The sequence below is a fragment of the Streptomyces pactum genome (genome assembly GCF_002005225.1).
Classification (GTDB): domain Bacteria; phylum Actinomycetota; class Actinomycetes; order Streptomycetales; family Streptomycetaceae; genus Streptomyces; species Streptomyces pactum_A.
Genome location: NZ_CP019724.1, coordinates 5,445,965 through 5,465,625 on the forward strand (window position 1 = coordinate 5,445,965; position 19,661 = coordinate 5,465,625).

The 19,661-nt window shown below is 71.3% G+C and carries 21 protein-coding genes and 1 tRNA gene; 11 read left to right on the forward strand and 11 right to left on the reverse strand.

Annotated elements, in window-relative coordinates; all coding sequences use genetic code 11:
- Positions 1–145: 145 nt before the first annotated feature.
- From ehuA to ehuB, 4 genes are read right to left on the reverse strand one after another with little or no spacing between them, the layout of a single operon-like run.
- A complete protein-coding gene (gene ehuA / locus B1H29_RS23225; protein WP_055417099.1) occupies positions 146–931 on the reverse strand; it encodes an ectoine/hydroxyectoine ABC transporter ATP-binding protein EhuA in 786 nt (261 codons plus the stop codon).
- Positions 921–1,571 carry an ectoine/hydroxyectoine ABC transporter permease subunit EhuD gene (gene ehuD, locus B1H29_RS23230; RefSeq protein WP_055417098.1) on the reverse strand — a complete coding sequence of 217 codons (651 nt, stop codon included), beginning with the start codon at positions 1,569–1,571 and terminating at the stop codon, positions 921–923. Before ehuD ends, ehuA begins: the two co-directional genes overlap by 11 nt.
- Positions 1,571–2,284, reverse strand: a complete 714-nt coding sequence (gene ehuC, locus B1H29_RS23235; protein WP_055417097.1) for an ectoine/hydroxyectoine ABC transporter permease subunit EhuC — start codon at positions 2,282–2,284, stop codon at positions 1,571–1,573. The genes ehuD and ehuC overlap by 1 nt, the downstream gene beginning before the upstream one ends.
- On the reverse strand, positions 2,281–3,210 hold the full coding sequence (ehuB, locus tag B1H29_RS23240) for an ectoine/hydroxyectoine ABC transporter substrate-binding protein EhuB (protein ID WP_079160409.1): 930 nt from the start codon (positions 3,208–3,210) through the stop codon (positions 2,281–2,283). Before ehuB ends, ehuC begins: the two co-directional genes overlap by 4 nt.
- Positions 3,211–3,317: 107 nt before the next feature.
- Between ehuB and B1H29_RS23245 the strand changes: the two genes are divergently transcribed.
- Positions 3,318–3,812 carry a DUF3830 family protein gene (locus B1H29_RS23245; RefSeq protein ID WP_055417095.1) on the forward strand — a complete coding sequence of 165 codons (495 nt, stop codon included), beginning with the start codon at positions 3,318–3,320 and terminating at the stop codon, positions 3,810–3,812.
- Between the two features lie 89 nt (positions 3,813–3,901).
- On the opposite strand, the gene B1H29_RS23250 is transcribed toward B1H29_RS23245, so the two are convergent.
- Entirely contained in the window at positions 3,902–5,296 is a 1,395-nt protein-coding gene (locus B1H29_RS23250) for an amidase (protein WP_055417094.1), read from the reverse strand.
- 28 nt (positions 5,297–5,324) lie between these two features.
- Positions 5,325–6,272 (reverse strand): D-2-hydroxyacid dehydrogenase, encoded by a 948-nt coding sequence (locus B1H29_RS23255; RefSeq protein WP_055417093.1) that lies wholly within the window; start codon positions 6,270–6,272, stop codon positions 5,325–5,327.
- Positions 6,273–6,460: 188 nt separating this feature from the next.
- On the opposite strand from B1H29_RS23255, the gene B1H29_RS23260 reads away from it, so the two are divergent.
- The 7 genes from B1H29_RS23260 to B1H29_RS23285 all read left to right on the forward strand — a co-directional run bounded on the left by B1H29_RS23260 (position 6,461) and on the right by B1H29_RS23285 (position 11,619).
- Positions 6,461–7,330 carry a maleate cis-trans isomerase family protein gene (locus B1H29_RS23260; protein WP_055417092.1) on the forward strand — a complete coding sequence of 290 codons (870 nt, stop codon included), beginning with the start codon at positions 6,461–6,463 and terminating at the stop codon, positions 7,328–7,330.
- A complete protein-coding gene (locus tag B1H29_RS23265) occupies positions 7,327–8,058 on the forward strand; it encodes a maleate cis-trans isomerase family protein (RefSeq protein ID WP_055417091.1) in 732 nt (243 codons plus the stop codon). Before B1H29_RS23260 ends, B1H29_RS23265 begins: the two co-directional genes overlap by 4 nt.
- 9 nt (positions 8,059–8,067) lie before the next feature.
- Positions 8,068–8,241 (forward strand): hypothetical protein, encoded by a 174-nt coding sequence (locus B1H29_RS38190; protein WP_159027847.1) that lies wholly within the window; start codon positions 8,068–8,070, stop codon positions 8,239–8,241.
- A gap of 499 nt (positions 8,242–8,740) precedes the next feature.
- Positions 8,741–10,309: a pectate lyase family protein gene (locus tag B1H29_RS23270; protein ID WP_055417090.1), complete on the forward strand. Its 1,569-nt coding sequence runs from the start codon at positions 8,741–8,743 to the stop codon at positions 10,307–10,309.
- A 165-nt stretch (positions 10,310–10,474) separates the two neighbouring features.
- The gene (locus B1H29_RS23275; protein ID WP_055417089.1) at positions 10,475–10,834 is read left to right on the forward strand and encodes a hypothetical protein; all 360 of its coding nucleotides are present in this window, start codon (positions 10,475–10,477) and stop codon (positions 10,832–10,834) included.
- 112 nt (positions 10,835–10,946) lie between these two features.
- On the forward strand, positions 10,947–11,555 hold the full coding sequence (locus tag B1H29_RS23280) for a bifunctional DNA primase/polymerase (RefSeq protein ID WP_063787484.1): 609 nt from the start codon (positions 10,947–10,949) through the stop codon (positions 11,553–11,555).
- Positions 11,546–11,619, forward strand: a tRNA-Lys gene (locus B1H29_RS23285). Before B1H29_RS23280 ends, B1H29_RS23285 begins: the two co-directional genes overlap by 10 nt.
- A gap of 74 nt (positions 11,620–11,693) precedes the next feature.
- On the opposite strand, the gene B1H29_RS23290 is transcribed toward B1H29_RS23285, so the two are convergent.
- On the reverse strand, positions 11,694–13,052 hold the full coding sequence (locus tag B1H29_RS23290) for a M6 family metalloprotease domain-containing protein (protein ID WP_244209036.1): 1,359 nt from the start codon (positions 13,050–13,052) through the stop codon (positions 11,694–11,696).
- Between the two features lie 302 nt (positions 13,053–13,354).
- On the opposite strand from B1H29_RS23290, the gene B1H29_RS23295 reads away from it, so the two are divergent.
- On the forward strand, positions 13,355–15,250 hold the full coding sequence (locus B1H29_RS23295) for a putative bifunctional diguanylate cyclase/phosphodiesterase (RefSeq protein WP_055417088.1): 1,896 nt from the start codon (positions 13,355–13,357) through the stop codon (positions 15,248–15,250).
- Here B1H29_RS23295 and B1H29_RS23300 read toward each other — a convergent pair.
- From B1H29_RS23300 to B1H29_RS23310, 3 genes are all read right to left on the reverse strand, one after another.
- The gene (locus B1H29_RS23300) at positions 15,226–16,326 is read right to left on the reverse strand and encodes an LLM class flavin-dependent oxidoreductase (RefSeq protein WP_055417087.1); all 1,101 of its coding nucleotides are present in this window, start codon (positions 16,324–16,326) and stop codon (positions 15,226–15,228) included. The two genes, B1H29_RS23295 and B1H29_RS23300, sit on opposite strands and share 25 nt — an antisense overlap.
- Before the next feature lie 70 nt (positions 16,327–16,396).
- A complete protein-coding gene (locus B1H29_RS23305) occupies positions 16,397–16,591 on the reverse strand; it encodes a DUF397 domain-containing protein (RefSeq protein ID WP_055417086.1) in 195 nt (64 codons plus the stop codon).
- A gap of 8 nt (positions 16,592–16,599) precedes the next feature.
- Positions 16,600–17,391: a helix-turn-helix domain-containing protein gene (locus B1H29_RS23310; RefSeq protein WP_409350897.1), complete on the reverse strand. Its 792-nt coding sequence runs from the start codon at positions 17,389–17,391 to the stop codon at positions 16,600–16,602.
- 279 nt (positions 17,392–17,670) lie between these two features.
- Here B1H29_RS23310 and B1H29_RS23315 point away from each other — a divergent pair, with 279 nt between their 5' ends.
- Positions 17,671–18,105 (forward strand): ATP-binding protein, encoded by a 435-nt coding sequence (locus B1H29_RS23315; protein ID WP_055417084.1) that lies wholly within the window; start codon positions 17,671–17,673, stop codon positions 18,103–18,105.
- Positions 18,106–18,116: 11 nt separating this feature from the next.
- On the opposite strand, the gene B1H29_RS23320 is transcribed toward B1H29_RS23315, so the two are convergent.
- Positions 18,117–18,482: a VOC family protein gene (locus B1H29_RS23320; RefSeq protein ID WP_055417083.1), complete on the reverse strand. Its 366-nt coding sequence runs from the start codon at positions 18,480–18,482 to the stop codon at positions 18,117–18,119.
- A 102-nt stretch (positions 18,483–18,584) separates the two neighbouring features.
- On the opposite strand from B1H29_RS23320, the gene B1H29_RS23325 reads away from it, so the two are divergent.
- Positions 18,585–19,577: a helix-turn-helix transcriptional regulator gene (locus B1H29_RS23325; protein WP_055417082.1), complete on the forward strand. Its 993-nt coding sequence runs from the start codon at positions 18,585–18,587 to the stop codon at positions 19,575–19,577.
- The last annotated feature ends 84 nt before the right edge of the window (positions 19,578–19,661 follow it).

Consider the following 19,661-nt stretch of genomic DNA (forward strand, 5'->3'; position numbering starts at 1 on the left):
CGCGTCGACGGTTTCAAGCCCCGCTCGCGTCGTCGGGGAGGCGGGCGCGTCGGAAGCACGAAAAAGCCGCGGGTCACCGCACCGTCCGACGTCGGTCGGGCGGTGCGGTGACCCGCGGTGGAGACCGGTGGCGCGTTGTGCGCCGTCAGAGCACGGCGCTCAGGAACTCCCTCGTCCGCTCGTGCTCCGGATCGCTGAAGATCTTCTCGGGAGCCCCGGACTCGATGACCCGCCCCGAGTCGAACATCAGGACCTGGTCCGAGATGTCGCGGGCGAAGTTCATCTCGTGGGTCACGCAGAGCATCGTGATGTCCGTGCTGCGGGCGATGTCCCGCAGCAGGTCCAGGACGCCCGCGACCAACTCCGGGTCGAGCGCCGAGGTCACCTCGTCGAGCAGCAGCACCTTCGGGCGCATCGCCAGCGCGCGGGCGATCGCCACGCGCTGCTGCTGGCCGCCGGAGAGCTGGGCCGGGCGGGCGTCGCACTTGTCGGCCAGCCCCACCATGTCGAGGAGTTCCCTGGCCCGCTCCGCGGCCTCGTCCTTGGACATGCCGAGCACGGTGACCGGTGCCTCGGTGATGTTGCGCAGCACGCTCATGTTCGGGAACAGGTTGAACTGCTGGAACACCATCCCGATCTGCTTGCGGACCTCGCGCCGCTCCTTCTCCGTCGCCGGGAACAGCTTCTGCCCGTCCACGGTGATCGTGCCCTCGTCGGGCTTGAGCAGCGTCATCAGCAGCCGCAGGATCGTCGTCTTGCCGGACCCCGACGGACCGATGAGGGTGACGTGCTTGGCGGCGTCGACGGAGAAGTCGAGGTGGTCCAGGACGGTGTTGTCCCCGAACCGCTTGGTGACCTGCTCCAGCCGGATCAGCTCGCCGGTGCTGCGTTCGGGACTGGTCCCGGGGGTGGGAAGAGTGTCAGTGGGCAAGGCGTCGCTCCAGGGCTCGCAGGAAAAGGGAGGCCACGTAGGAAAGCACGATGAACGCCACGCCGATCACCGTGAGCGGCTCGGTGAACTGGAAGTTCTCACGGGCGAAGAGCTGAGCCTCGCCGAGCATCTCCAGCACGGTGATCGCCATGAGCATCGGGGTGTCCTTGAGCATGGCGATCACGTAGTTGCCGAGGGCGGGCACCACGCGGCGGACCGCCTGCGGAAGGATGACCGCGATCCACGTCCGGTGCACGGGAAGGTTCAGCGCCGTGGCCGCCTCCCACTGGCCGACCGGCACCGCCTCGATGCCGGCCCGGTACACCTGCATCGTGTACGTCGAGTAGTGCAGACCGATGGCGAAGACACCCGTGGTCAGTGCCGAGGCCTGAACGCCCCACTCGGGCAGTACGTAGAAGAGGAAGAAGAGCTGCACCAGGAGGGGGGTGTTCCGGATGAACTCCGTGACCACCCCGACCGGCCAGCGCACCCAGCGTGTCGGCGTCCGCATCAGCAGGGCCCACACCAGGCCCAGCGCGAAGGAGATCACCGAACCGAGGGCCAGGATCTGCAGGGTGACCAGCAGACCGTCCCAGAAGTGCGGCATGAAGTCGGAGACCGCGCTCCAGTCCCACTCCATCAGACAGCACCTCCCGCGTTGGTCGCCTCGGGCCGCTTCAGCGCGGCCTCGGCCGCGGGAGTCGGCGCCTTGCCGACCCCCGCCTTCAGCTTCTGCTCGAGGCCCCGCATGAGCCGGGTGAGCAGGAAGGCGAGGACGAAGTAGATCAGCAGGATGTACGTGTAGATCTCCGCGCTCTCCTGCAGCGCGAGACGCACGAGGTTGCCGCTGAACGCCAGGTCGCCCATGCCCATGAGGGACACCAGCGCGGTGCCCTTCAGCAGTTCCACCAGCAGGTTCGAGAACGGCGGGATCATCTCCGGCAGCGCCTGCGGCAGGAGGATCAGCCGCATCCGCTGCCAGGGGGTGAAGCTCAGGGCGATGCCGCCCTCGCGCTGGGCCGGGTCGACGGCCGCGATCGCGCCGCGCACGACCTCGGCGCCGTAGGCCCCGTACGTCAGGCCGAGGGCGAGCGTGCCAGCCCACATGGGTACGAGCTGCCAGCCGAAGGCCAGCGGCAGCACGAAGTAGATCCAGAAGATCATGATCAGTGCGGAGGTCCCACGGAACACCGTGGTGTACAGGCCCGCGAGGAACCTGACGATCCGCGACTGATGAGTGCGGGCGGTGCCCACGACGAAGGCGACCACAGCGCCCAGCAGGGCGCTGAAGACGAGCAGTTGGACGGTCGTCCAGACGCCCTTGGCCACGAGTTCCCAGAGTCCGGATGTCATCCGCCGCAGAGCTCCTTCGCGGTCAGATCGGTCATCTCGTCCTCGGTGAAACCGAAGGGGCGCAGGATGCGCAAAAGTTCGCCGCTCTTCTTCATCTTGTGCAGCTCGACGTTGAAGGCGTCCCGCAGGTTGGTCTCGTTCGGACGGAACGCGAAGGCGCCGCCGTCGACGTGCGGCTTGCCGTTGACGATCGGCTTGAACGCCTCGGTCACCTCGGTGTTGGACGACTTCTTCACCACCTCACGGGTGGTCAGAGCCGTACCGGCGAAGACGTCGGCGCGCCCGGTCTCCACGGCGTTGAGGCCGGCGACCTGGTCCGGCACGATCAGGATGTCGTCCTTCGGATAGCCGGCCTCCACCGCGTAGGCGATCTCCGCGTAGCCCGTGCCGGTGGCGAACTTGGCCTTCTTCGCCACGACGTCCTTGTAGTCGTGCAGTCCGAGCGGGTTGCCCTTGCGCACGATGAAGGAGTCCAGCATCTGGTAGTCGGGGTCGGAGAAGATGACCTGCTCGCAGCGGGTGGGGTTGACGTACATCCCGGCCGCCACGATGTCGAACTGCTGCGACTTGAGACCCGGGATGAGGGAGCCGAACTCGGTCGGTACCGGCTGCACCTCTTCCACGCCGAGCCGCTTGAAGATGACCCTCGCCAGCTCCGGCGCCTCGCCGGTCAGCTCACCGTTCTTGTCGATGTACCCGAAGGGGATCTCGCCGGCGATGCCGAGCCGGGCCACGCCCTGTGCCTTGAGCCGGTCGAGGAGATCGCCGCCTTCCACGTCGGACGCGGTGGCCACGCGCGAGCAGCCGGCGGCTCCCAGCGCACCGAGCGCCGCGACCCCCGCGAGCAGCGACCGGCGAGTGGGCCCGGCTGTCCTGGGCCTTTGGTCGGATATACCCCATGGAGGGGTTCTGTGTGGTGGAGCCATGGGCGCGCAGCTACCCGATGAGGGGCGGGTTATGCCGATCTTTTTCAGTCCGATACCTCGGCCCCGCGCCCTTGACCGCGGGGCCGCCGGGCACTGCCATGGAGGGTATGGCTGATCGCTTCATCGAAGTCTCGCTGGTCAAGCGCGGAATCACCTGTACGGCCCAACTGCTGGACGACCGGGCCCCGATCACCTGCGCGGCGGTCTGGGACGCGCTCCCTCTCGGCGGCGACGTGTATCACGCCAAATACGCGCGCAACGAGATCTACGCCCTGTTCCCGCCTTTCGCGGCATCCGAACCACGACTGGAGAATCCGACTGTAACGCCCATTCCGGGCGACCTGTGCTATTTCGCCTTCGCGGGAGCCGAGTTGGGCACCAAGGCGTACGGCTACGACCGCGAGGTCCGCCCGGGCACCACCCTCGTCGACCTCGCCCTGTTCTACGAGCGCAACAACCTGCTGCTCAACGGCGACGTCGGCTGGGTGCCCGGCACCGTCTGGGGCCAGGTCGTCGAGGGCCTCGGCGAGATGGCCGAGGCCTGCAACGACCTGTGGCGCGCGGGAGCGGAGGGGGAGACGCTCGGCTTCCGCCGGGCGTAGCCCCGCTGACGCGGGGAGATCGGAGCGTTCGTCCCGGCAGGCCGCCGGTGCTCACGGTGTGTCGCCGGGACGAACGCTCCCATCGCCGTCTACCCGCCCGGGACCGGCGCCGCGCCCGCCTCGTGGAGCGCGTGCGCGGCCCGCAGGACCAGGTCGTCCCGGTGGCGGGCGGCCACCAACTGGAGGCCGACGGGCAGTCCGTCCCCGTCGGTCCCGACCGGTACGGTCGCCGCCGGCTGCTGGGTCAGGTTGAACGGGTAGGTGAAGGGGGTCCACCCCGTCCACCGCCGGTGCCCCGAGCCCTTCGGCACCTCGACGCCCGCCTCGAACGCCGTGATCGGCAGCGTCGGCGTGACGAGCAGGTCGTACGCCTCGTGGAAGCGGCCCATCCGCCGGCCCAGCTCCATCCGCACGTCCACCGCGGCCAGGTACTCCAGCGCCGAGTACCGCGCCCCGGCCCCGACGATCTCCCGCAGCCCCGGGTCCAGGAGCTCCCGCTGCCCCGCCCGCAGATGCTGCACGACCCGTGCCGCGCCGCTGAACCACAGCGTGTGGAAGGCGTCCACCGGGTCCGCGAAGTCGGGATCGGCCTCCGTCACGTACGCGCCCAGCTCCGCCAGCCGCTCCACCGCCCGCCGGACCGCCGTCGCCACCGCCGGGCGCACCGCCACCTGCCCGCCGAGCGAGGGCGAGTACGCCACCCGCAGCCCCCGCACCCCGCCGGACAGCGCCTCGGTGTACGAACCGGGCGCCGGGCCCAGCGCCGACCAGTCCCGGGCGTCCGGTGTGCCGATGACGTCCAGCATCAGCGCCGCGTCCGCCGCGTTCCGGGTCATCGGGCCGACGTGCGCCAGGGTGCCGAACGCGCTCGCCGGGTAGAGCGGGACCCGGCCGTACGTCGGTTTCAGGCCGAAGATGCCGCAGAAGGACGCCGGGATGCGCACGCTGCCGCCGCCGTCCGTGCCGAGCGCCAGCGGTCCCGCCCCGAGCGCGACGGCCGCCGCCGCGCCGCCGCTGGAGCCGCCCGCGGTGCGGGCGGGGTCGTGCGGGTTGCGGGTGACGCCGGACAGCGGCGAGTCCGTGACGCCCTTCCAGCCGTACTCGGGCGTCGTCGTCTTGCCGATGAACACGGCGCCGTGCTCGCGCAGCCGGGCCACGGACGGCGCGTCCTCGTCCCAGGGCCCGTCCGGCGGGACGGCGCGGGAGCCGCGCAGCGTCGGGTGACCGCGCATCAGCAGGATGTCCTTCACCGTGACCGGCACCCCGTCCAGCCGGCCGCCCGGCTCCCCGCGCCGCCACCGCTCCTCGGAGCGCCGGGCCCCCTCGAGCGCCGCCTCGCCGGTCAGCCGGACGAACGCGTTCACCTCCGGCTGGATCCGCTCGGCCCGCTCCAGGGCGGCCCGGGTCACCTCCACGGGGCTGAAGTCGCCCTTGCGGTAACCGTCGACGAGCTGTACAGCGGTCAGCTCGGTGAGGTCGGTCATGCAGCACCCTCCCGCGTTCTGTGTGACGTCAGTGTCCGGGCACGTAGCCGCGCTTCTTGTCGACCACGTTCGCCAGCGGCTCGCCGGCCGCCCAGCTCTCGAACAACTCCAGGAACTGCGCGCCCAGTTCGTCCCGCCAGCCGATCGTGTCCCCGCTCATGTGCGGCGAGATGATCAGGTTTGGGACCCGCCACAGCGGGCTGTCGGCCGCGAGGGGCTCGTGGCTGAGCACGTCCAGGGCGGCGCCCGCGATCCAGCGCCTGGTCAGCGCCTCGGCGAGATCGTCCTCGACGACCAGCGGACCCCGCCCCACGTTCACGAACCGCGCGGAGGGCTGCATCATCCCGAACCGCCGGGCGTCGAACATGCCGCGCGTGTCGTCGGTGAGCGGCGCCGCCGCCACCACCCAGTCGGCGCGGGCCAGCAGCCGGTCCAGGTCGCCGGGCCCGTGGACGCCGGTACGGGCGGTGCGGCCGACCAGCGCGGTCGTGATGCCGAGCGCCTTCAGCGTCCGCGCGATCGCCCGCCCGATCGGCCCGGAGCCGACCACACAGGCGCGAGTTCCGGCCACCCGCAGCGACTCGCGGTGCCGCCAGGTCCGCTCACCCTGCAGCCGCAGCGTCGTGGGCAGATCCTTCGCCATCGCGAGGACGAGAGCGGCGACGTACTCGGCGATCGGCTGGTCGAAGACCCCGCGCGCGTTGGTCACCACCGTCTCCGACTCGGCCAGCTCCGGGCACATCAGATGGTCCACGCCGGCGCTCGCGGTGTGCACCCAGCGCGGGCGCGGACCGTCACCGGGCCACGCCTGCCGTACGGCGTGCGAGGTGAAGTCCCATACGAGCAGGACGTCGGCGTGCGGCAGCCGCTCGGCGAGGGTCGTCTCGTCGGCGTGCTCGATCCGGGCCCGTCCGGTCAGCCGGCCCAGGCGGGGGAGCGGCTCGGCGTCCAGGACGAGGAGCGTGGGGGTGGTCATCGGCAGGTCTGTCTCCGGTCGGTGGAAGTGGGGGCGGTTCAGGAGTTGACGGCGAAGTTGACCGGCTGTTGACCTGGGAGTGACGCGGGCGGATTGACCACGCTCGCACCGGAACCTACCTTCGTCAACACGGCCGTGCGTAACGGTGCGTTGTCCTCCCCTTTCTCAGTGTGAGGTCGGTGCGTGCCATGGACATCTCCTTTCTCGGCGGACCAGCTCCGCAACGCGGGGTCGGCGTGGTCGCCCCGTTCGACTTCGCACTCGATCGCGAGCTGTGGCGATGGGTGCCCGACGACGTGTCGCTGCACATGACGCGAACCCCTTTTGTGCCCGTCGAGGTCAGTCTGGACCTCGCCCGGCTGGTCAGTGAACACGAGACGCTCGGCGAGGCCGTGCGCACCCTCAACGCCATCACGCCCGAGGTGATCGCCTACGCCTGCACCTCGGGCAGTTTCGTCGGCGGCGTCGTCGGTGAACGCGCGATGTGCGAGGCGATGACCTGGGCGGGCGCGGTCCCGTCCGTGACCACCTCCGGCGCGCTGCTGGACGCGCTGGCCGAGCTGGGCGTGCGCCGGGTCGCGCTGGTGACGCCGTACACCGTCTCCGTGACCCGGGCGCTGGAGGCGTACGTCGCCGAGGCCGGTGTGGCCGTCACCGGCTGCGCCTTCATGGGGCTGACCCGGCACATCTGGAGGGTCCCGTACCGCGACGTGGCCGACATGGCCCGCCAGGCGGTACCGAGTCCGGGGTCGGCGGACGCCCTGTTCATCTCGTGCACCAACCTCCCCACCTACGACGTCATCCCGCAGCTCGAGGCCGAACTGCGGATCCCGGTGATCTCGGCCAACCAAGTGACGATGTGGGCGGCGCTGCGCCGATTGGGTACCCCTGCGGTGGGGCCGTATCAGGCGCTGACCGATCCGTCCGCGCGCATCGGCCCCACGGTGCCGGGGCCGGTCGGCCCCGCAGTGGCGGGCCCGGTCGGTCCCGCGGTGGCGGACATGCCGGGCGTCGGTGACGGCCCGGAGACGGAACAGCAGCAGGAAGGGTGGACATGACAGCACTGGGATTCCTGTACCCGGGCCACTCCGGCGAGGACGACTATCCACGCATCGAGCAGCTCCTGGGCAGCGACATCCGGGTGGACCTGGTGCACACGGACATCGGCGAGGACGCGCACCGGGTCGACGCGCTGCGCGAGATGGGCTCACCGCAGCGGCTCGCGGCGGGCGTGGCGGAGCTGCGGCTGGCCGGCGCCGACGCCGTGGTGTGGGCCTGCACCAGCGGAAGCTTCGTGCACGGCTGGGACGGCGCCCAGGAGCAGGTGCGCGCCCTCGCCCAGGCGGCGGGCCTGCCCGCTTCCTCCACCTCCTTCGCCTTCGTGCACGCGGCGAAGGAGATCGGGGCGCGGCGCGTCGCGATCGGGGCGACCTACCCGGACGACGTGGCACAGCTCTTCGCGGGCTTCCTCCGCGCCGCCGGCATCGAGACGGTGGATGTCGTCAGCTCGGGCGTCATCACGGCGGCGGAGGTCGGCACCTGGACCGAGGCGGAGGTGCTGGCCCTGGCCCGCGCCGCCGACCGCCCGGACGCGGAGGCGGTCCTCCTCCCGGACACCGCCCTGCACACGGCGGCCCACATCCCGGCCCTGGAGAAGGAACTGGGCAAGCCGGTCCTCACCGCCAACCAGGTGACCATCTGGGAGGGCCTGCGCCTGGCCGACCGCCGGGTCAACGCACCGGAGCTGGGCGCGCTGTTCACCCGGGAGCCGGTGGTGCAGGCCTGACACCGGGGCGTGCGGGACGGGGCCGCGCGGGACGTCGAACCCGTCGAGACGAAGGTCGTCGTCTTCCGGCAGGGCACCACGCTCGCCGGGTTCTCGTCCTTCGGCATCGCGGCGATCAGCCGGGGCGAGGCGTTCGAGCAGCCGACCGCCGTCATCGAGGCGCAGGCGGCGAAGCTCGGCTGACCCGGACCCGGACCCGGACCCGGACCCGGACCAGGCCGACGACTCGATCGACGCGAACTCGACCGACGACTCGGCCGACACGGACCCGGAAGCACGGGCCCGGCCACACGGAAGAACCCCGGTCCCGCTGGAGCGGGGCCGGGGTTCTCTTCGAGCGCTGGGCAGGCCTTGCACCTGCATTTCCTCACGGGAAGTGAGGCGTCTTTCCTTGGACCACCAACGCACTGCCGACCGTTGGGGGTTGAACCCCGCGAGCTGGCAGGATGATCGTATCGCAGCTCCGCCCGGGACGCACATCGGCTGTGCGTCGGGGGTGTCGGATCCACTTTTAGTTCACGAACATGTACGTCGATCGACATCCTGAACTCGTGCAAGCCCTTGCCAGCCCCTGATAGGGACCCTATTCTCACGGCGAGAAAGCGCTTTCCCGCCCGTCGTGTTGACATGATCACGACAGGTAGCTCGTTCCGGCACGTGAAGGCGAATGGGGAGACCGAGGATGAGACGACCAGTCGCGCTGCGACTCAACGCGGCGCTGGCCACCTTGGCCGTTGCCGCGGCCACCGGTGTGGTGCTGTCGATGCCCGAGGCGGCGGCAGCGGCCAGTGGCGCCACCGGCTACGCCACCCAGAACGGCGGCACGACCGGCGGCGCGGGCGGACAGACGGTCCGGGCCACCACCGGAACCGCGATCCACCAGGCCCTGTGCGGCCGTGCCAGCAGCAGCACCCCGATCACCATCGAGGTCGAGGGGACCATCAACCACGGCAACACCAGCAAGGTGTCGGGCGACAGTTGCAGCACCGCCGAGGACAAGATCGAGCTCAAGCAGATCAGCAACGTCACGATCGTCGGGGTCGGCGGCGGTGCCGTCTTCGACCAACTGGGCATCCACATCCGTGAGTCCAGCAACATCATCATCCAGAACGTGACCGTCCGGAACGTCAAGAAGTCGGGCTCGCCCACGTCCAACGGCGGCGACGCCATCGGGATGGAGAGCGGCGTCCGCAACGTCTGGGTCGACCACACCACGCTGGAGGCGTCGGGCGGGGAGTCGGAGGGCTACGACGGCCTCTTCGACATGAAGAACGACACCCAGTACGTGACCCTGTCCTACAGCGTCCTGCGCAACTCCGGCCGCGGCGGCCTGATCGGCTCGAGCGAGAGCGACCGCTCCAACGGCTACGTCACCTTCCACCACAACAAGTACGAGAACATCGACTCCCGTACCCCCCTGCTGCGCGGCGGCATCTCCCACATCTACAACAACCACTACGTGGACCTGCACGAGTCCGGCATCAACTCACGCGCCGGCGCCCGGGCCAAGGTCGACAACAACTACTTCCAGGACTCCAAGGACGTCCTCGGCACCTTCTACACGGACGAGGCCGGCTACTGGCAGGTCAGCGGCAACATCTTCGACAACGTGACCTGGTCCGAACGCGAGGGGGACAACAACCCCGCCGGGCCGGACCCGCGGTCCAACACCAGCGTCAGCATCCCGTACTCCTACAACCTCGACGCGGCCGACTGCGTGCCGGGCGTGGTGAGCCAGACCGCGGGCGCGGGCAAGGGGCTGAAGGTCTCGGACGGAAGCTGCACGCCGCAGAACCCGGACCCGACCGACCCCGGCCCCACGGACCCGGGCCCCACCGACCCGGACCCGGACCCGACCGACCCCGGTCCCACTGATCCGCCCACCGGCACCAACCTCAGCATCGGGGCGGGCTCCGACGGTTCCTCCAAGGCCGCCGGGACGAGCTACGGCAACGTCCGGGACGGTGACATGGGCACCTACTGGTCCCCGACCGGCTCGACCGGTTCCGTCTCCGTGAAGTGGGGCTCCGCCACCACCGTCTCCAAGATCAACATCCGTGAGGCGGCGGGCTCCGAGGGGAACATCGGATCCTGGCGGGTCGTCAACCACGACACGGGCTCGGTCCTGGCCTCCGGGAGCGGAGCGGGCGTCATCGGCTTCGCCCGGACCTCGCTGGAGAAGATCACCTTCGAGATCACCGGCTCCAGCGGCACGCCGAGGGTCGCCGAGTTCGAGACCTACGCCGGCTAGCGAGCGGCCCGGTCGTGCGGCAGTGGGCGGGGCGTGCCCGGTATGCGCGTACCGGCACGCCCCCGCCCTCTTGCGCGGGCGCGGGACAATGGACGGTGGCCCACTCCTCCACGGGGGTGCCCCGGTCCGCGGGGAGGGCCGCCGTACGTATGAGGAGGAGAAGACATGGCGGAGCCCACGCCGCGTCGGAACGAACCGCGGCTACGCCCCGCGCCCCTGCTCTTCGAGCCGGCGGAGGCGTCCGCCGATCCCGAGCACTTCTTCGACCTCGAGTCGATCGACGATCCCCGGGCCCTGCTGGACCGGGCGACGGAGCTGACGCACGCCTTCCGGGCGGCGGCGGACCGGGCGATGGAGTTCCAGGCGATGGCGGCGGCCCAGTTGGCCGATCCGCGGCGCTTCGACCGGCTGACGCCCGCGGACATCGCCGGGCGGGCCGAGTGGACCGAGGACTACGCCAAGAAGATGGTCGAGTTCGGGCGCGACCTGATGCGCGGCGGCGAGGGCGGCGTGCACGCCGAATAGCGCGGCCGCATATGCCAGGGGGGTGGGCAAGATACTCCCTTCGGCTTCTTCCTGTCCCGGTTTCCCGCAACTCACGGGAGTCGGACCCTCACGGGCGGTAGATGTGTGCGGCATGAGCCACACACGCGATGTCGCCCCCGGTGCCTCCCCCCACGTCTCGGACGTCACGTCCGAGGGGGCCGCCTGGCTGGCCTCGGCGGCCCCGCACCCGCGCGGCACGCTCGGGTTCTGGGAGGAACGGCCGCAGGCGCCGGTCGTCCTGCCCTGCGGTTTTGCCTTCGACGTGGTGAGCGCTCCCGCGGTCTTCGGGCGCCGGATGCTGGACCGCATGTGGGACGACGGCCCGGGGTCCGGCCCGGTGGCCGAGTTCCGGGGCCGGATGCTGCTGTTCGCCGCGCCCGGCACGGCCCAGCGGCTGCCGTCGCTGCTGGAGTGGGAGGAGTGGAGCGCGCGCGGCCGGGAGGGCGGCCGTACCGGTGCGGTGCCGCCGCTGCTGTGCCACGGCGCCGGGGACGCGGTGACCGTGCCGGCCCCGGCGGGGGCCCCGGCCTGTTCCGGGGCGCGCTGGCTGGTGGCGCCGGACACGCGCCGGCCCTGGCTGCCGGGCCCGGATATCCTGCTCTGGGCGGCCGTACGGGCGGCCCGCGCGGCGGTGCGGATTTCGATTTTTCCTCCCGCCGACCAGGATGCTAAGGTCTACGACGTCAGCAGGCGCCGCTAGCTCAGTTGGTTAGAGCAGCTGACTCTTAATCAGCGGGTCCGGGGTTCGAGTCCCTGGCGGCGCACAGACGACGAAGAGGCCCCTCGCCCAGGCGAGGGGCCTCTTCGCGCGCCGGGGAGCATCCGGAGGGTGCCGGTCTCACCCCGGTGTGACCTGCACCGTCCAGGCCCCCGACGCCGTCCGCCCCGCCACCTCCACCCGTACGCCCTCCTCCGGCACCGTGAAGCGCTCGCCGAGGCTCACCGGGGCGTCGGCGAGCGGGGGGTAGACCGAGTCCTCCCAGCAGGCCTCGGTGTCCGGGTGGGCGTCGATCACCTCGATCGGCCCGCCCCCGGACTCCGCCCCGCCGCGCACCCGGTACACCAGTACCCCCGCCCGGCAGGCGGCGACGTCGTTGCCGAGCGGCCCCCGCGCCTCGAAGGCGAGCACGCTGTCCGCGCCCGTGCGCACCACGGCCAGCTTCGTGCCCCGCCCGAGGCCGAAGGCCGGCGCCCCGGCGGCACCCGTCACCACCACCCCGGGCCCCGCCCCCAGCGGCTCCAGCGTCAGTCGCGTGGGCCCGCTGCCCCGCACGCACGCCACCTGCCGGGGCTCCAGCCAGCCCAGCTTCCACTTGTGCCAGCCGAAGAGATCCGGAGCCAGTCCGAACTGGCTGCCCATCAGGTCCCAGTCGCCGACGTGGGTGTCCCAGTCGCCCTCGCCGTCGACGGGCCGGTGGTACAGATCGGGCAGGTCGAAGACGTGCCCCGTCTCGTGGGCCAGCACCAGCCGGTCCGGCGGATGGTTCTCGAAGACCGTGACGACCCGCCGGATGGCGGTGCCGTCGGCCCGCATCGGGGTGTCCAGGTTGACGACCTTCGTCGCGTCGGAGTCCACGCCGGGCGCGTCCGGGTCGGCGACGAAGTAGACGATGTCGTAGCGGGAGAAGTCGACGTGCCGGTCGGCGGCGTGCAGCGCGTCGCGCAGGTAGGCGGCCCGGTGCCGGGGGCTCCAGTCGCGCTGTATGTCGTACGCCGTCGAGGGCCGCGGCATGGGGATCCAGCTCGGCAGCGGGTGCGGGCGGAGCGTGAACGTGCCGTAGGAGGCGCGCTGGAAGAAGCGGGTGGTGGCCGGGAAGTGGTCCGCGGCGAGTTCGGCCGGCGCGGTCAGCGGGTGGGAGTCGGGGAAGGACAGGAACACCATCACCGCGTCCAGGGCGCGGGCGGGCCGAGGATAGGCGGCGTTCCAGGTGTCCACGCCCTCGGAGTGGTGCACGTCGGTGCGCTGGAGCGCGCAGGGTTCGGGGGAGAAGGGCTCGGCGACCGAGGGGGCGGTGATCAGGGAGGTCGCGGCGAGTGCCGACATCGTGGTGCACACCGCCGCCGTACTGCGCAGTCTGGACCTGCCCGCCCCCGCCGCCCGGCGGCCCGCGCCGAGCCCCTCGAGGACCTCCCGGGGAAGTCGCCTCAGGGGGAGCTGGCGCGGCACATGAACCTCCGGGTGCGGTCGACGGGACACCGCATCCAGCTTGTGCATGATTGTCGTACTGCGCCCTGTTTGTCTGCACCGGATGGGTGAGCCGCCCGGAATTTCGCGCGAGGCCTCCCGGCAGGCATCCCCGGGGTACTCACGGAACGTCACAACTGGTCGGGGGCGTGTAGAACCCGTCCAGGTGTTGGCAGAAACGATCTGCCAGGAAGATCACTCGGTCCCGAACGCGGAACGGCGGCTGGAAGGGCCCCGTGGCAGCCTCTATGATCGGCACACTTTCCTGCACGAACAGAGCACGAACAGAGATCGAGGCACTGCGGGAGCGAGCGGTGAACGGAACCTCCGAAGGGCCGGCGCCCGCGGCAGACCTCGACCGGTCGGCCGTCACAGAGAGTGACAAGTATCTGGCTCCTCGTACGCCGTGTACGGGGCCCCCGACCTACCGTTCGGCGTTCGCGGCCGCCCCCCTCGCCATGGCCGTCGTCGACGCCGAGGGCATGGTGGTCAGCGCCAACGACACCCTGGGCACCCTGCTCGGCACCGACCCGGCCGAGCTGGCCGGCTGCGCGGCGGCCGACCTGGTCGACCTCGGCTCCGACGCCGGTACCTGGCACGCCTACCGCGAGGTGCTGCTGGGCCGGCGGACCCGGCTGCGCTGCACCCGGCGGCTGAAGGGGGCCGACGGGCACTCCCTGTGGGCGCAGGTGACGGTCGCGCCCCTGGCCGAGTCGGAGGACGTGCGGTCAGGCCTGCTGCTGTCGGTCGCCGACATCAGCGCCCGGCGCGAGCTCCAGGCCCGGCTGCGCCACCTCCAGATGCACGACCCGGTGACCCGGCTGCCCAACCGCGCGCTGTTCTTCGAGCGGCTGACGGCCGCGCTGGAGGCGGACTCGTACGAGCACGGCGGCACCGGCCGGATCGGCGTGTGCTACCTGGACCTGGACGGTTTCAAGGCCGTCAACGACACCCTCGGCCACCGCGTCGGCGACCGGCTGCTGGCCGCCGTGGCCGAACGCCTCACGCGCTGCGCGCAGGAGGCCGCCCACGCGCGGTCCGGCGGCGCCCCGCTGGTGGCCCGGCTGGGCGGTGACGAGTTCGCCCTCCTGGTGGAGGACTCCACGGGTACCGACCAGCTCGCCGACCTGGCCGAATCGGTCCTCACGGCCCTCCAGGCGCCCTTCGAGCTCTGCGAGCGCCGCCTCTCGGTCACCGCGTCGGTCGGCGTCGTCGAACGCCACACCGCCGGTACCACCCCCACCGCCCTGATGCAGGCCGCCGACACCACGCTGTACTGGGCCAAGGCCGACGGGCGCGCCCGCTGGACGCTCTTCGACCCCGAGCGCAACGCGAACCGCATGACCCGCCAGGCGCTCGCCGCCACGCTCCGGCCCGCCATCGAACGCGGCGAGTTCGCCCTGGAGTACCAGCCGCTGGTCGGCATGGAGGACGGCCGGGTGCGGGGCGTCGAGGCGCTCATCCGCTGGAATCATCCTCAGTTCGGCGTACTGGCGCCGAATCGGTTCATCGCACTGGCGGAGGAGGACGGTTCGATCGTTCCCCTCGGCCGCTGGATCCTGCGTACGGCCTGCCACCAGGCCCGTCGCTGGCAGCTCGCCCACCCGGACGATCCGCCGATCTTCGTCAGCGTCAACGTGGCGGTCCGCCAGGTCTGGGACTCCGACCTGGTGGCGGACGTGGCGGCGACCCTGGAGGAGACCGGTCTGGCCCCGCACCTGCTCCAGCTCGAGCTGACGGAGTCGGCCGTGATGGGCTCCGCGGGCCGCCCGCTCCAAGCCCTCAAGGCGCTCAGCGACATGGGCGTCCACATCGCCATCGACGACTTCGGCACGGGCTACTCGAACCTGGCCTACCTGAGCCGGCTGCCGGTCTCGGTCCTGAAGCTGGACGGCGCCTTCGTGCGGGGCTTCCAGTACGACGGGGTCGCCGGCGCCGGAGCCGGAGCGGACGCGGGTGCGACCGGGGCCAATCCGGCCGACGAGGTCATCGTCGAGGCGATGGTCCAGCTCGCCCACCGGCTGGGCCTGACCGTCACCGCCGAGTGCGTGGAGACGTCCGACCAGGCGACCCGTCTGCGCCGCATCGGCTGTGACACCGGTCAGGGCTGGCTGTACTCCCGACCGGTGGCACCGGACCGTATCTCCGCGCTGCTGGGCCCCGCGGGGCCCGGAGCGGCCGGGGTTCAGGCCGGCGTCGGCAACCCGTAGGCGTCGGCGATCAGCTCGTAGGAGCGCAGGCGTACGTCGCCGCCGTGGGCGTTGGCGGTGAGCATCAGCTCGTCGGCCCCGGTGCGCTTGTGGAGATCGTCCAGGCCGGACCGGACCTCGTCCGGGGTGCCGTGGATGACGTTGGAGTTCCAGGACGCCACGAACTCCTCCTCCATCGGGCTGAAGTCGTACGCCTCGGCCTCTTCCGGCGTCGGCACGAGCCCGGGGCGCCCGGTGCGCAGCCGGACCATGTTCAGCGCGGCGGCCAGCACCTGCCGGCGGGCCTCCTTCTCGTCGTCGGCCGCGAGCGCGGAGACGCCGATGAGGGCGTAGGGGGCGTCGAGGACGGCGGACGGCCGGAAGGACTCCCGGTACAGGTCCAGCGCCGGGACGGTGTTCTGCGCCGAGAAGTGGTGCGCGAAGGCGAACGGCAGCCCGAGGGTGCCGGCCAGCCGGGCGCTGAAACCGGAGGAGCCGAGCAGCCACACCGGCGGCCGGTGGGCCGACTGCACGCCGCCGGGCGAGGTCGCCTGCACGGGGCCGGGCACGGCGTGGATACGGCGGTACGGGTGCCCGTCGGGGAAGTCGTCGTCCAGGAACCGGATCAGCTCGGCGAGCTGCTGCGGGAAGTCGTCGGCGCCCTCGTTCAGGCGGTCGGTGCGGCGCAGGGCGGCGGCCGTGGCACCGTCCGTGCCGGGGGCGCGGCCGAGGCCGAGGTCGACGCGGCCGGGGGCCATGGCCTCCAGCGTCCCGAACTGCTCGGCGATCACCAGCGGGGCGTGGTTCGGCAGCATGACGCCGCCCGAGCCGAGCCGGATGCGGTCGGTGTGGGCGGCCAGGTGGGCGAGGATCACCGCGGGGGACGAGGAGGCGACGCCGGGCATGGAGTGGTGCTCGGCGACCCAGTACCGGTGGAAGCCGCGGTTCTCCGCGAGGCGTGCGATGTCCATGCTGGTGCGCAGGGCGTCGGTGGCGGTGCGGCCGGCGCCGACGGTCACCAGGTCCAGTACGGAGAGGGGGACGGGCGCGGTGCCGTGGGCCGTGCCCCGGATCTCCTCTGCGGCGTCTGCGGCCATGGTGGGGTGCCTCCTGTGTCGTGACATTCGCTGCGGTTCGCTGCGCGGCGTAACAGGAGGGGGTCTCCGGTTATTCCCCGGTGGGGGTCTTCAGGGCGGTGAGGAAGGCGGTGAAGGCGGGGGTGGGGAAGGTGAGCGTGGCCCTGGCGGGGGCCTTGGAGTCGCGGACGGCTATGTGGGGGCCGCGGTGGGCGATTTCGACGCAGTCGTTGCCTTCGCCGCCGCCGGAGTAGGACGACTTCTGCCACTGCGTGGGGGTGATCATCGTTTCCCTCACAGTTCCTTCGTCAGATCGTGAATGAGCTCGCGCGACCGCTCCGGGGAGAGCGATTCGTCCCTCACCCTACGAAAGAGCTTTCGGAAGTGACCCAGTTGGGCTTCGGAATCAAGGAAGACCGTGCCATGCGGTGCGTCGCGCACCACGGTGTCCAGGCGGGGCACGGCTCCGCCCACGTGCACCATGGCGCTGCCCGCTCCTGCGAAGTCGTCCAGTGTGAACGGAATCACGCGAACTGTGACGTGCTCGGCCTCGGACATCTCCAGGATGCGCGCGAGCTGCATCCGGGTCGCAGCACGTCCGGCCACCTTGATCCGGAGCGCCGCTTCGTGGATCAACGTCTCGTAGGGAACTGGGTCAGGGCCCTCGACGATGACCTTCCGCTTCATCCTGTGGCGCACCCGGTGCTCCACCTCGCGGTCGGGGAACTCCGGGTTCATGTAGGTGAAGAGGGAGCGGGCGTAGTCCTCCGTCTGGAACAGCCCTGGCACGTGGGTGACCGCCACATCGCGGCGGAATGTCGCGTGATGGTCCAACTCGGCGAGGTCCTGATAGGCGGCGGGCAGCACGCCGCGATAGTCGTCCCACCAGCCCCTGACCCGGACCGTCGCCATGGCTGCCAGTGCATCGATCAAGTCGCCGTCGGAACAGGCGTAGTTGGCTGCGAGGCGGCGTAGCCGCTCCTCGCTCACTCCGGCGATTCCGGACTCGATCTGACTGATCTGGACGGAGTTCACGCCGAGAAGGGCTGCCGCCTCGGTCGCCTTGAGCCCTGCGGCTTCGCGCATCTTTCTCAGTTCAGCCCCCAGGCGCCCCTGACGTGCTGTGGGTGTGCGTCTCGGCGGCACGACTTCCTCCTCGCTCAACGGGCGCCCTGGGGCGGCTCGTTCGGGGCAAGGTTACGCGACTCGCTTGCTTGGTAATAAATTTATGCCCTACCGTCGGTGACGCGACGCACACCGTGTGGAGTTGCGGGGTGCTGGAAGCGCACCGCTCCGTCCTGCCAGGGCGGCTGCGGCAATGCCACCGCATCCCATTTCCCCTCCCCATCTCCGGCAGGAGCCCTCATGCCCGAAAACGATCCGTGGGAGTACTCCCTCTACATCCCGAACGACCCCCGTGCCGTCACCGTCTGTCGGCGTACGCTCCGGCTGATTCTGACCATGCACGGGCTGATCCGGCTGGTCGACCTCGCGGAGCTGCTGGCGACGGAGCTGGTCTCCAACGCCGTGCGGCATACCGAAGGGCCGGCCGCGCTCCGGGTGCGCTGGTCCGGGACGGGGGTCCTCCGGCTCGGGGCCTGGGACGCGGACCCGTCGCCGCCCGAGCCGCCGCAGCCGTTCGACCGGGCCGTGGAACGGGAGGACGGGCGGGGGCTGGCGATGGTGCGGGCCTGCGCCGATGTGTGGGGGTGGCAGCCGCTGGCGAGGGAGGGTAACCGGGGCAAGTACGTGTGGTGCGAACTGGGTACCGCCCCGGCATCCGCGACCCGGACGGCGTGAGGCGGTGCCGGTCAGTCGACGGGGGAGACCCGGATGAGGTTGCCGTCCGGGTCCGCGACGACGAAGGTGCGGCCGAAGACCTCGTCGTGGGGCGGTTCGACCACGGTGACGCCCTTGGCGGTCCACGCGGCGTGGATGTCGTCGATGGCCGCCGAGGGCCCCGGGACCATCAGGCCGACCTCCGAGGTGCGCGGCGTCCCCGGTGCCACCTGGTCCGACCGGCCGCTCCAGAGCGCGAACAGCACTCCGGGGGCGACCTCGAACGGTACGTAGCGCGGGGTGGTCACGACCGGCTCGATGTCGAACAGATCGGCGTAGAACGCGGTCGCGCGCTCGACGTCGTCGACGTAGACGAGGAAGAGGTTGGGTGCGGACATGGGTGTCGGGCTCCTTCCGGGCGGGCCGGTTCCGGCCGTCGGTGTCAGCCTCGCCTGAGAACATGACACGGTCTGTCGTGTTCAGGTGAGGAAGCCCCACGCATGAGTCGACCGCAACGTCTGATCGAGCTCCTCGCGGCGCTGCAGGCGCGTCGGCGGACCACCGCCGAGGCGCTGGCCGGCGAGCTGGGGGTGTCGGCCAGAACGGTGCTGCGTGACGTGCGGGCGCTGGTCGACGCGGGCATCCCCGTCTTCACCGAGCGGGGCAAGTACGGCGGTATCAGCCTGCTGCCCGGCGACCAGGTCGACCTGTCGAAGCTGACGACGGGGGAGGCGGACCTCCTGCGGGCGGTCGGGCTGGATCTCGACCGGGCCCGGCGGCTCGGCGGCGAGGCGGAGGCCCGGTCGGCGCTGCGCAAGCTCACGTCGCGCCGGTCCGCGCCGCCCGCGCGGGACGGCCTGCCGCTGGCCCTGACGGACGTGCTCGCGATCGACAACCGGCCCTGGTTCGAGGACGCCGAGCCCCTGCCCGACGTCGCGGGCCTGGTCCGGGACCTGCGCACGGCCAGGCGGCTGCGCATCGGCTACCGGCGGAGCGGTACGGCGGCCGTCCGGGACAGCGTGGTCGACCCGTACGGGCTCGCGCAGCGGGGCGGGCGCTGGTATCTCGTGGCCGACCGTGACCGGAAGCCGCGCATGTTCGCTCTCTCCCGCCTCCGGTACTGGACCCTGCTCGACGCCGAGCGGCGGCTCCGGCCCGGTGCCGACCTCGCCGGCACGGTGCGGGAGTTGAGCGAGGCGCTGGAGAACCGGCGGCACGTCCTCGTCACCGCCCGCCTCGACGCGTACTGCCTGGACATGGCGCGCCGGGTCCTGGGTGCCCGGTTCAGGACGGCGAGCGATCCGGGGGAGGACGGGCGGGTCGAGATCACCGTGGCGTACGACCAACTGGACGGTGTGCGGCAGCTCCTGCAGTTCAGCGACCACATCGAAGTCGTCGCGCCCGAGCCGGCCCGCGAGCTGGTCCACCGGCTCGCGACCCGGATCGCCCGCACGCACACCCACCGGCCCCCCGGGCACCCCCTCACCACGTGAACACCTTCCACGAAACTGTTCACCACCCCCTCAAATGAGCCCCCCAATGACAAAGCGGCCGGAAGTGTCCTCGCCGTGGCAGCC

Excerpts from the sequence above, each read along its gene's own strand:
- B1H29_RS23245 (WP_055417095.1), top strand. The coding sequence starts at position 3,318 with ATGGCTGATCGCTTCATCGAAGTCTCGCTGGTCAAGCGCGGAATCACC.
- ehuD (WP_055417098.1), bottom strand. The coding sequence starts at position 1,571 with ATGGAGTGGGACTGGAGCGCGGTCTCCGACTTCATGCCGCACTTCTGG.
- B1H29_RS23310 (WP_409350897.1), bottom strand. The coding sequence starts at position 17,391 with ATGCGCGAAGCCGCAGGGCTCAAGGCGACCGAGGCGGCAGCCCTTCTC.
- B1H29_RS23325 (WP_055417082.1), top strand. The coding sequence starts at position 18,585 with ATGAGTCGACCGCAACGTCTGATCGAGCTCCTCGCGGCGCTGCAGGCG.
- B1H29_RS23250 (WP_055417094.1), bottom strand. The coding sequence starts at position 5,296 with ATGACCGACCTCACCGAGCTGACCGCTGTACAGCTCGTCGACGGTTAC.
- B1H29_RS23260 (WP_055417092.1), top strand. The coding sequence starts at position 6,461 with ATGGACATCTCCTTTCTCGGCGGACCAGCTCCGCAACGCGGGGTCGGC.
- B1H29_RS23255 (WP_055417093.1), bottom strand. The coding sequence starts at position 6,272 with ATGACCACCCCCACGCTCCTCGTCCTGGACGCCGAGCCGCTCCCCCGC.
- B1H29_RS23275 (WP_055417089.1), top strand. The coding sequence starts at position 10,475 with ATGGCGGAGCCCACGCCGCGTCGGAACGAACCGCGGCTACGCCCCGCG.
- B1H29_RS23270 (WP_055417090.1), top strand. The coding sequence starts at position 8,741 with ATGAGACGACCAGTCGCGCTGCGACTCAACGCGGCGCTGGCCACCTTG.
- B1H29_RS23280 (WP_063787484.1), top strand. The coding sequence starts at position 10,947 with ATGAGCCACACACGCGATGTCGCCCCCGGTGCCTCCCCCCACGTCTCG.
- ehuB (WP_079160409.1), bottom strand. The coding sequence starts at position 3,210 with ATGGCTCCACCACACAGAACCCCTCCATGGGGTATATCCGACCAAAGG.
- B1H29_RS23315 (WP_055417084.1), top strand. The coding sequence starts at position 17,671 with ATGCCCGAAAACGATCCGTGGGAGTACTCCCTCTACATCCCGAACGAC.
- B1H29_RS23265 (WP_055417091.1), top strand. The coding sequence starts at position 7,327 with ATGACAGCACTGGGATTCCTGTACCCGGGCCACTCCGGCGAGGACGAC.
- ehuC (WP_055417097.1), bottom strand. The coding sequence starts at position 2,284 with ATGACATCCGGACTCTGGGAACTCGTGGCCAAGGGCGTCTGGACGACC.
- B1H29_RS23320 (WP_055417083.1), bottom strand. The coding sequence starts at position 18,482 with ATGTCCGCACCCAACCTCTTCCTCGTCTACGTCGACGACGTCGAGCGC.
- B1H29_RS23305 (WP_055417086.1), bottom strand. The coding sequence starts at position 16,591 with ATGATCACCCCCACGCAGTGGCAGAAGTCGTCCTACTCCGGCGGCGGC.
- B1H29_RS23300 (WP_055417087.1), bottom strand. The coding sequence starts at position 16,326 with ATGGCCGCAGACGCCGCAGAGGAGATCCGGGGCACGGCCCACGGCACC.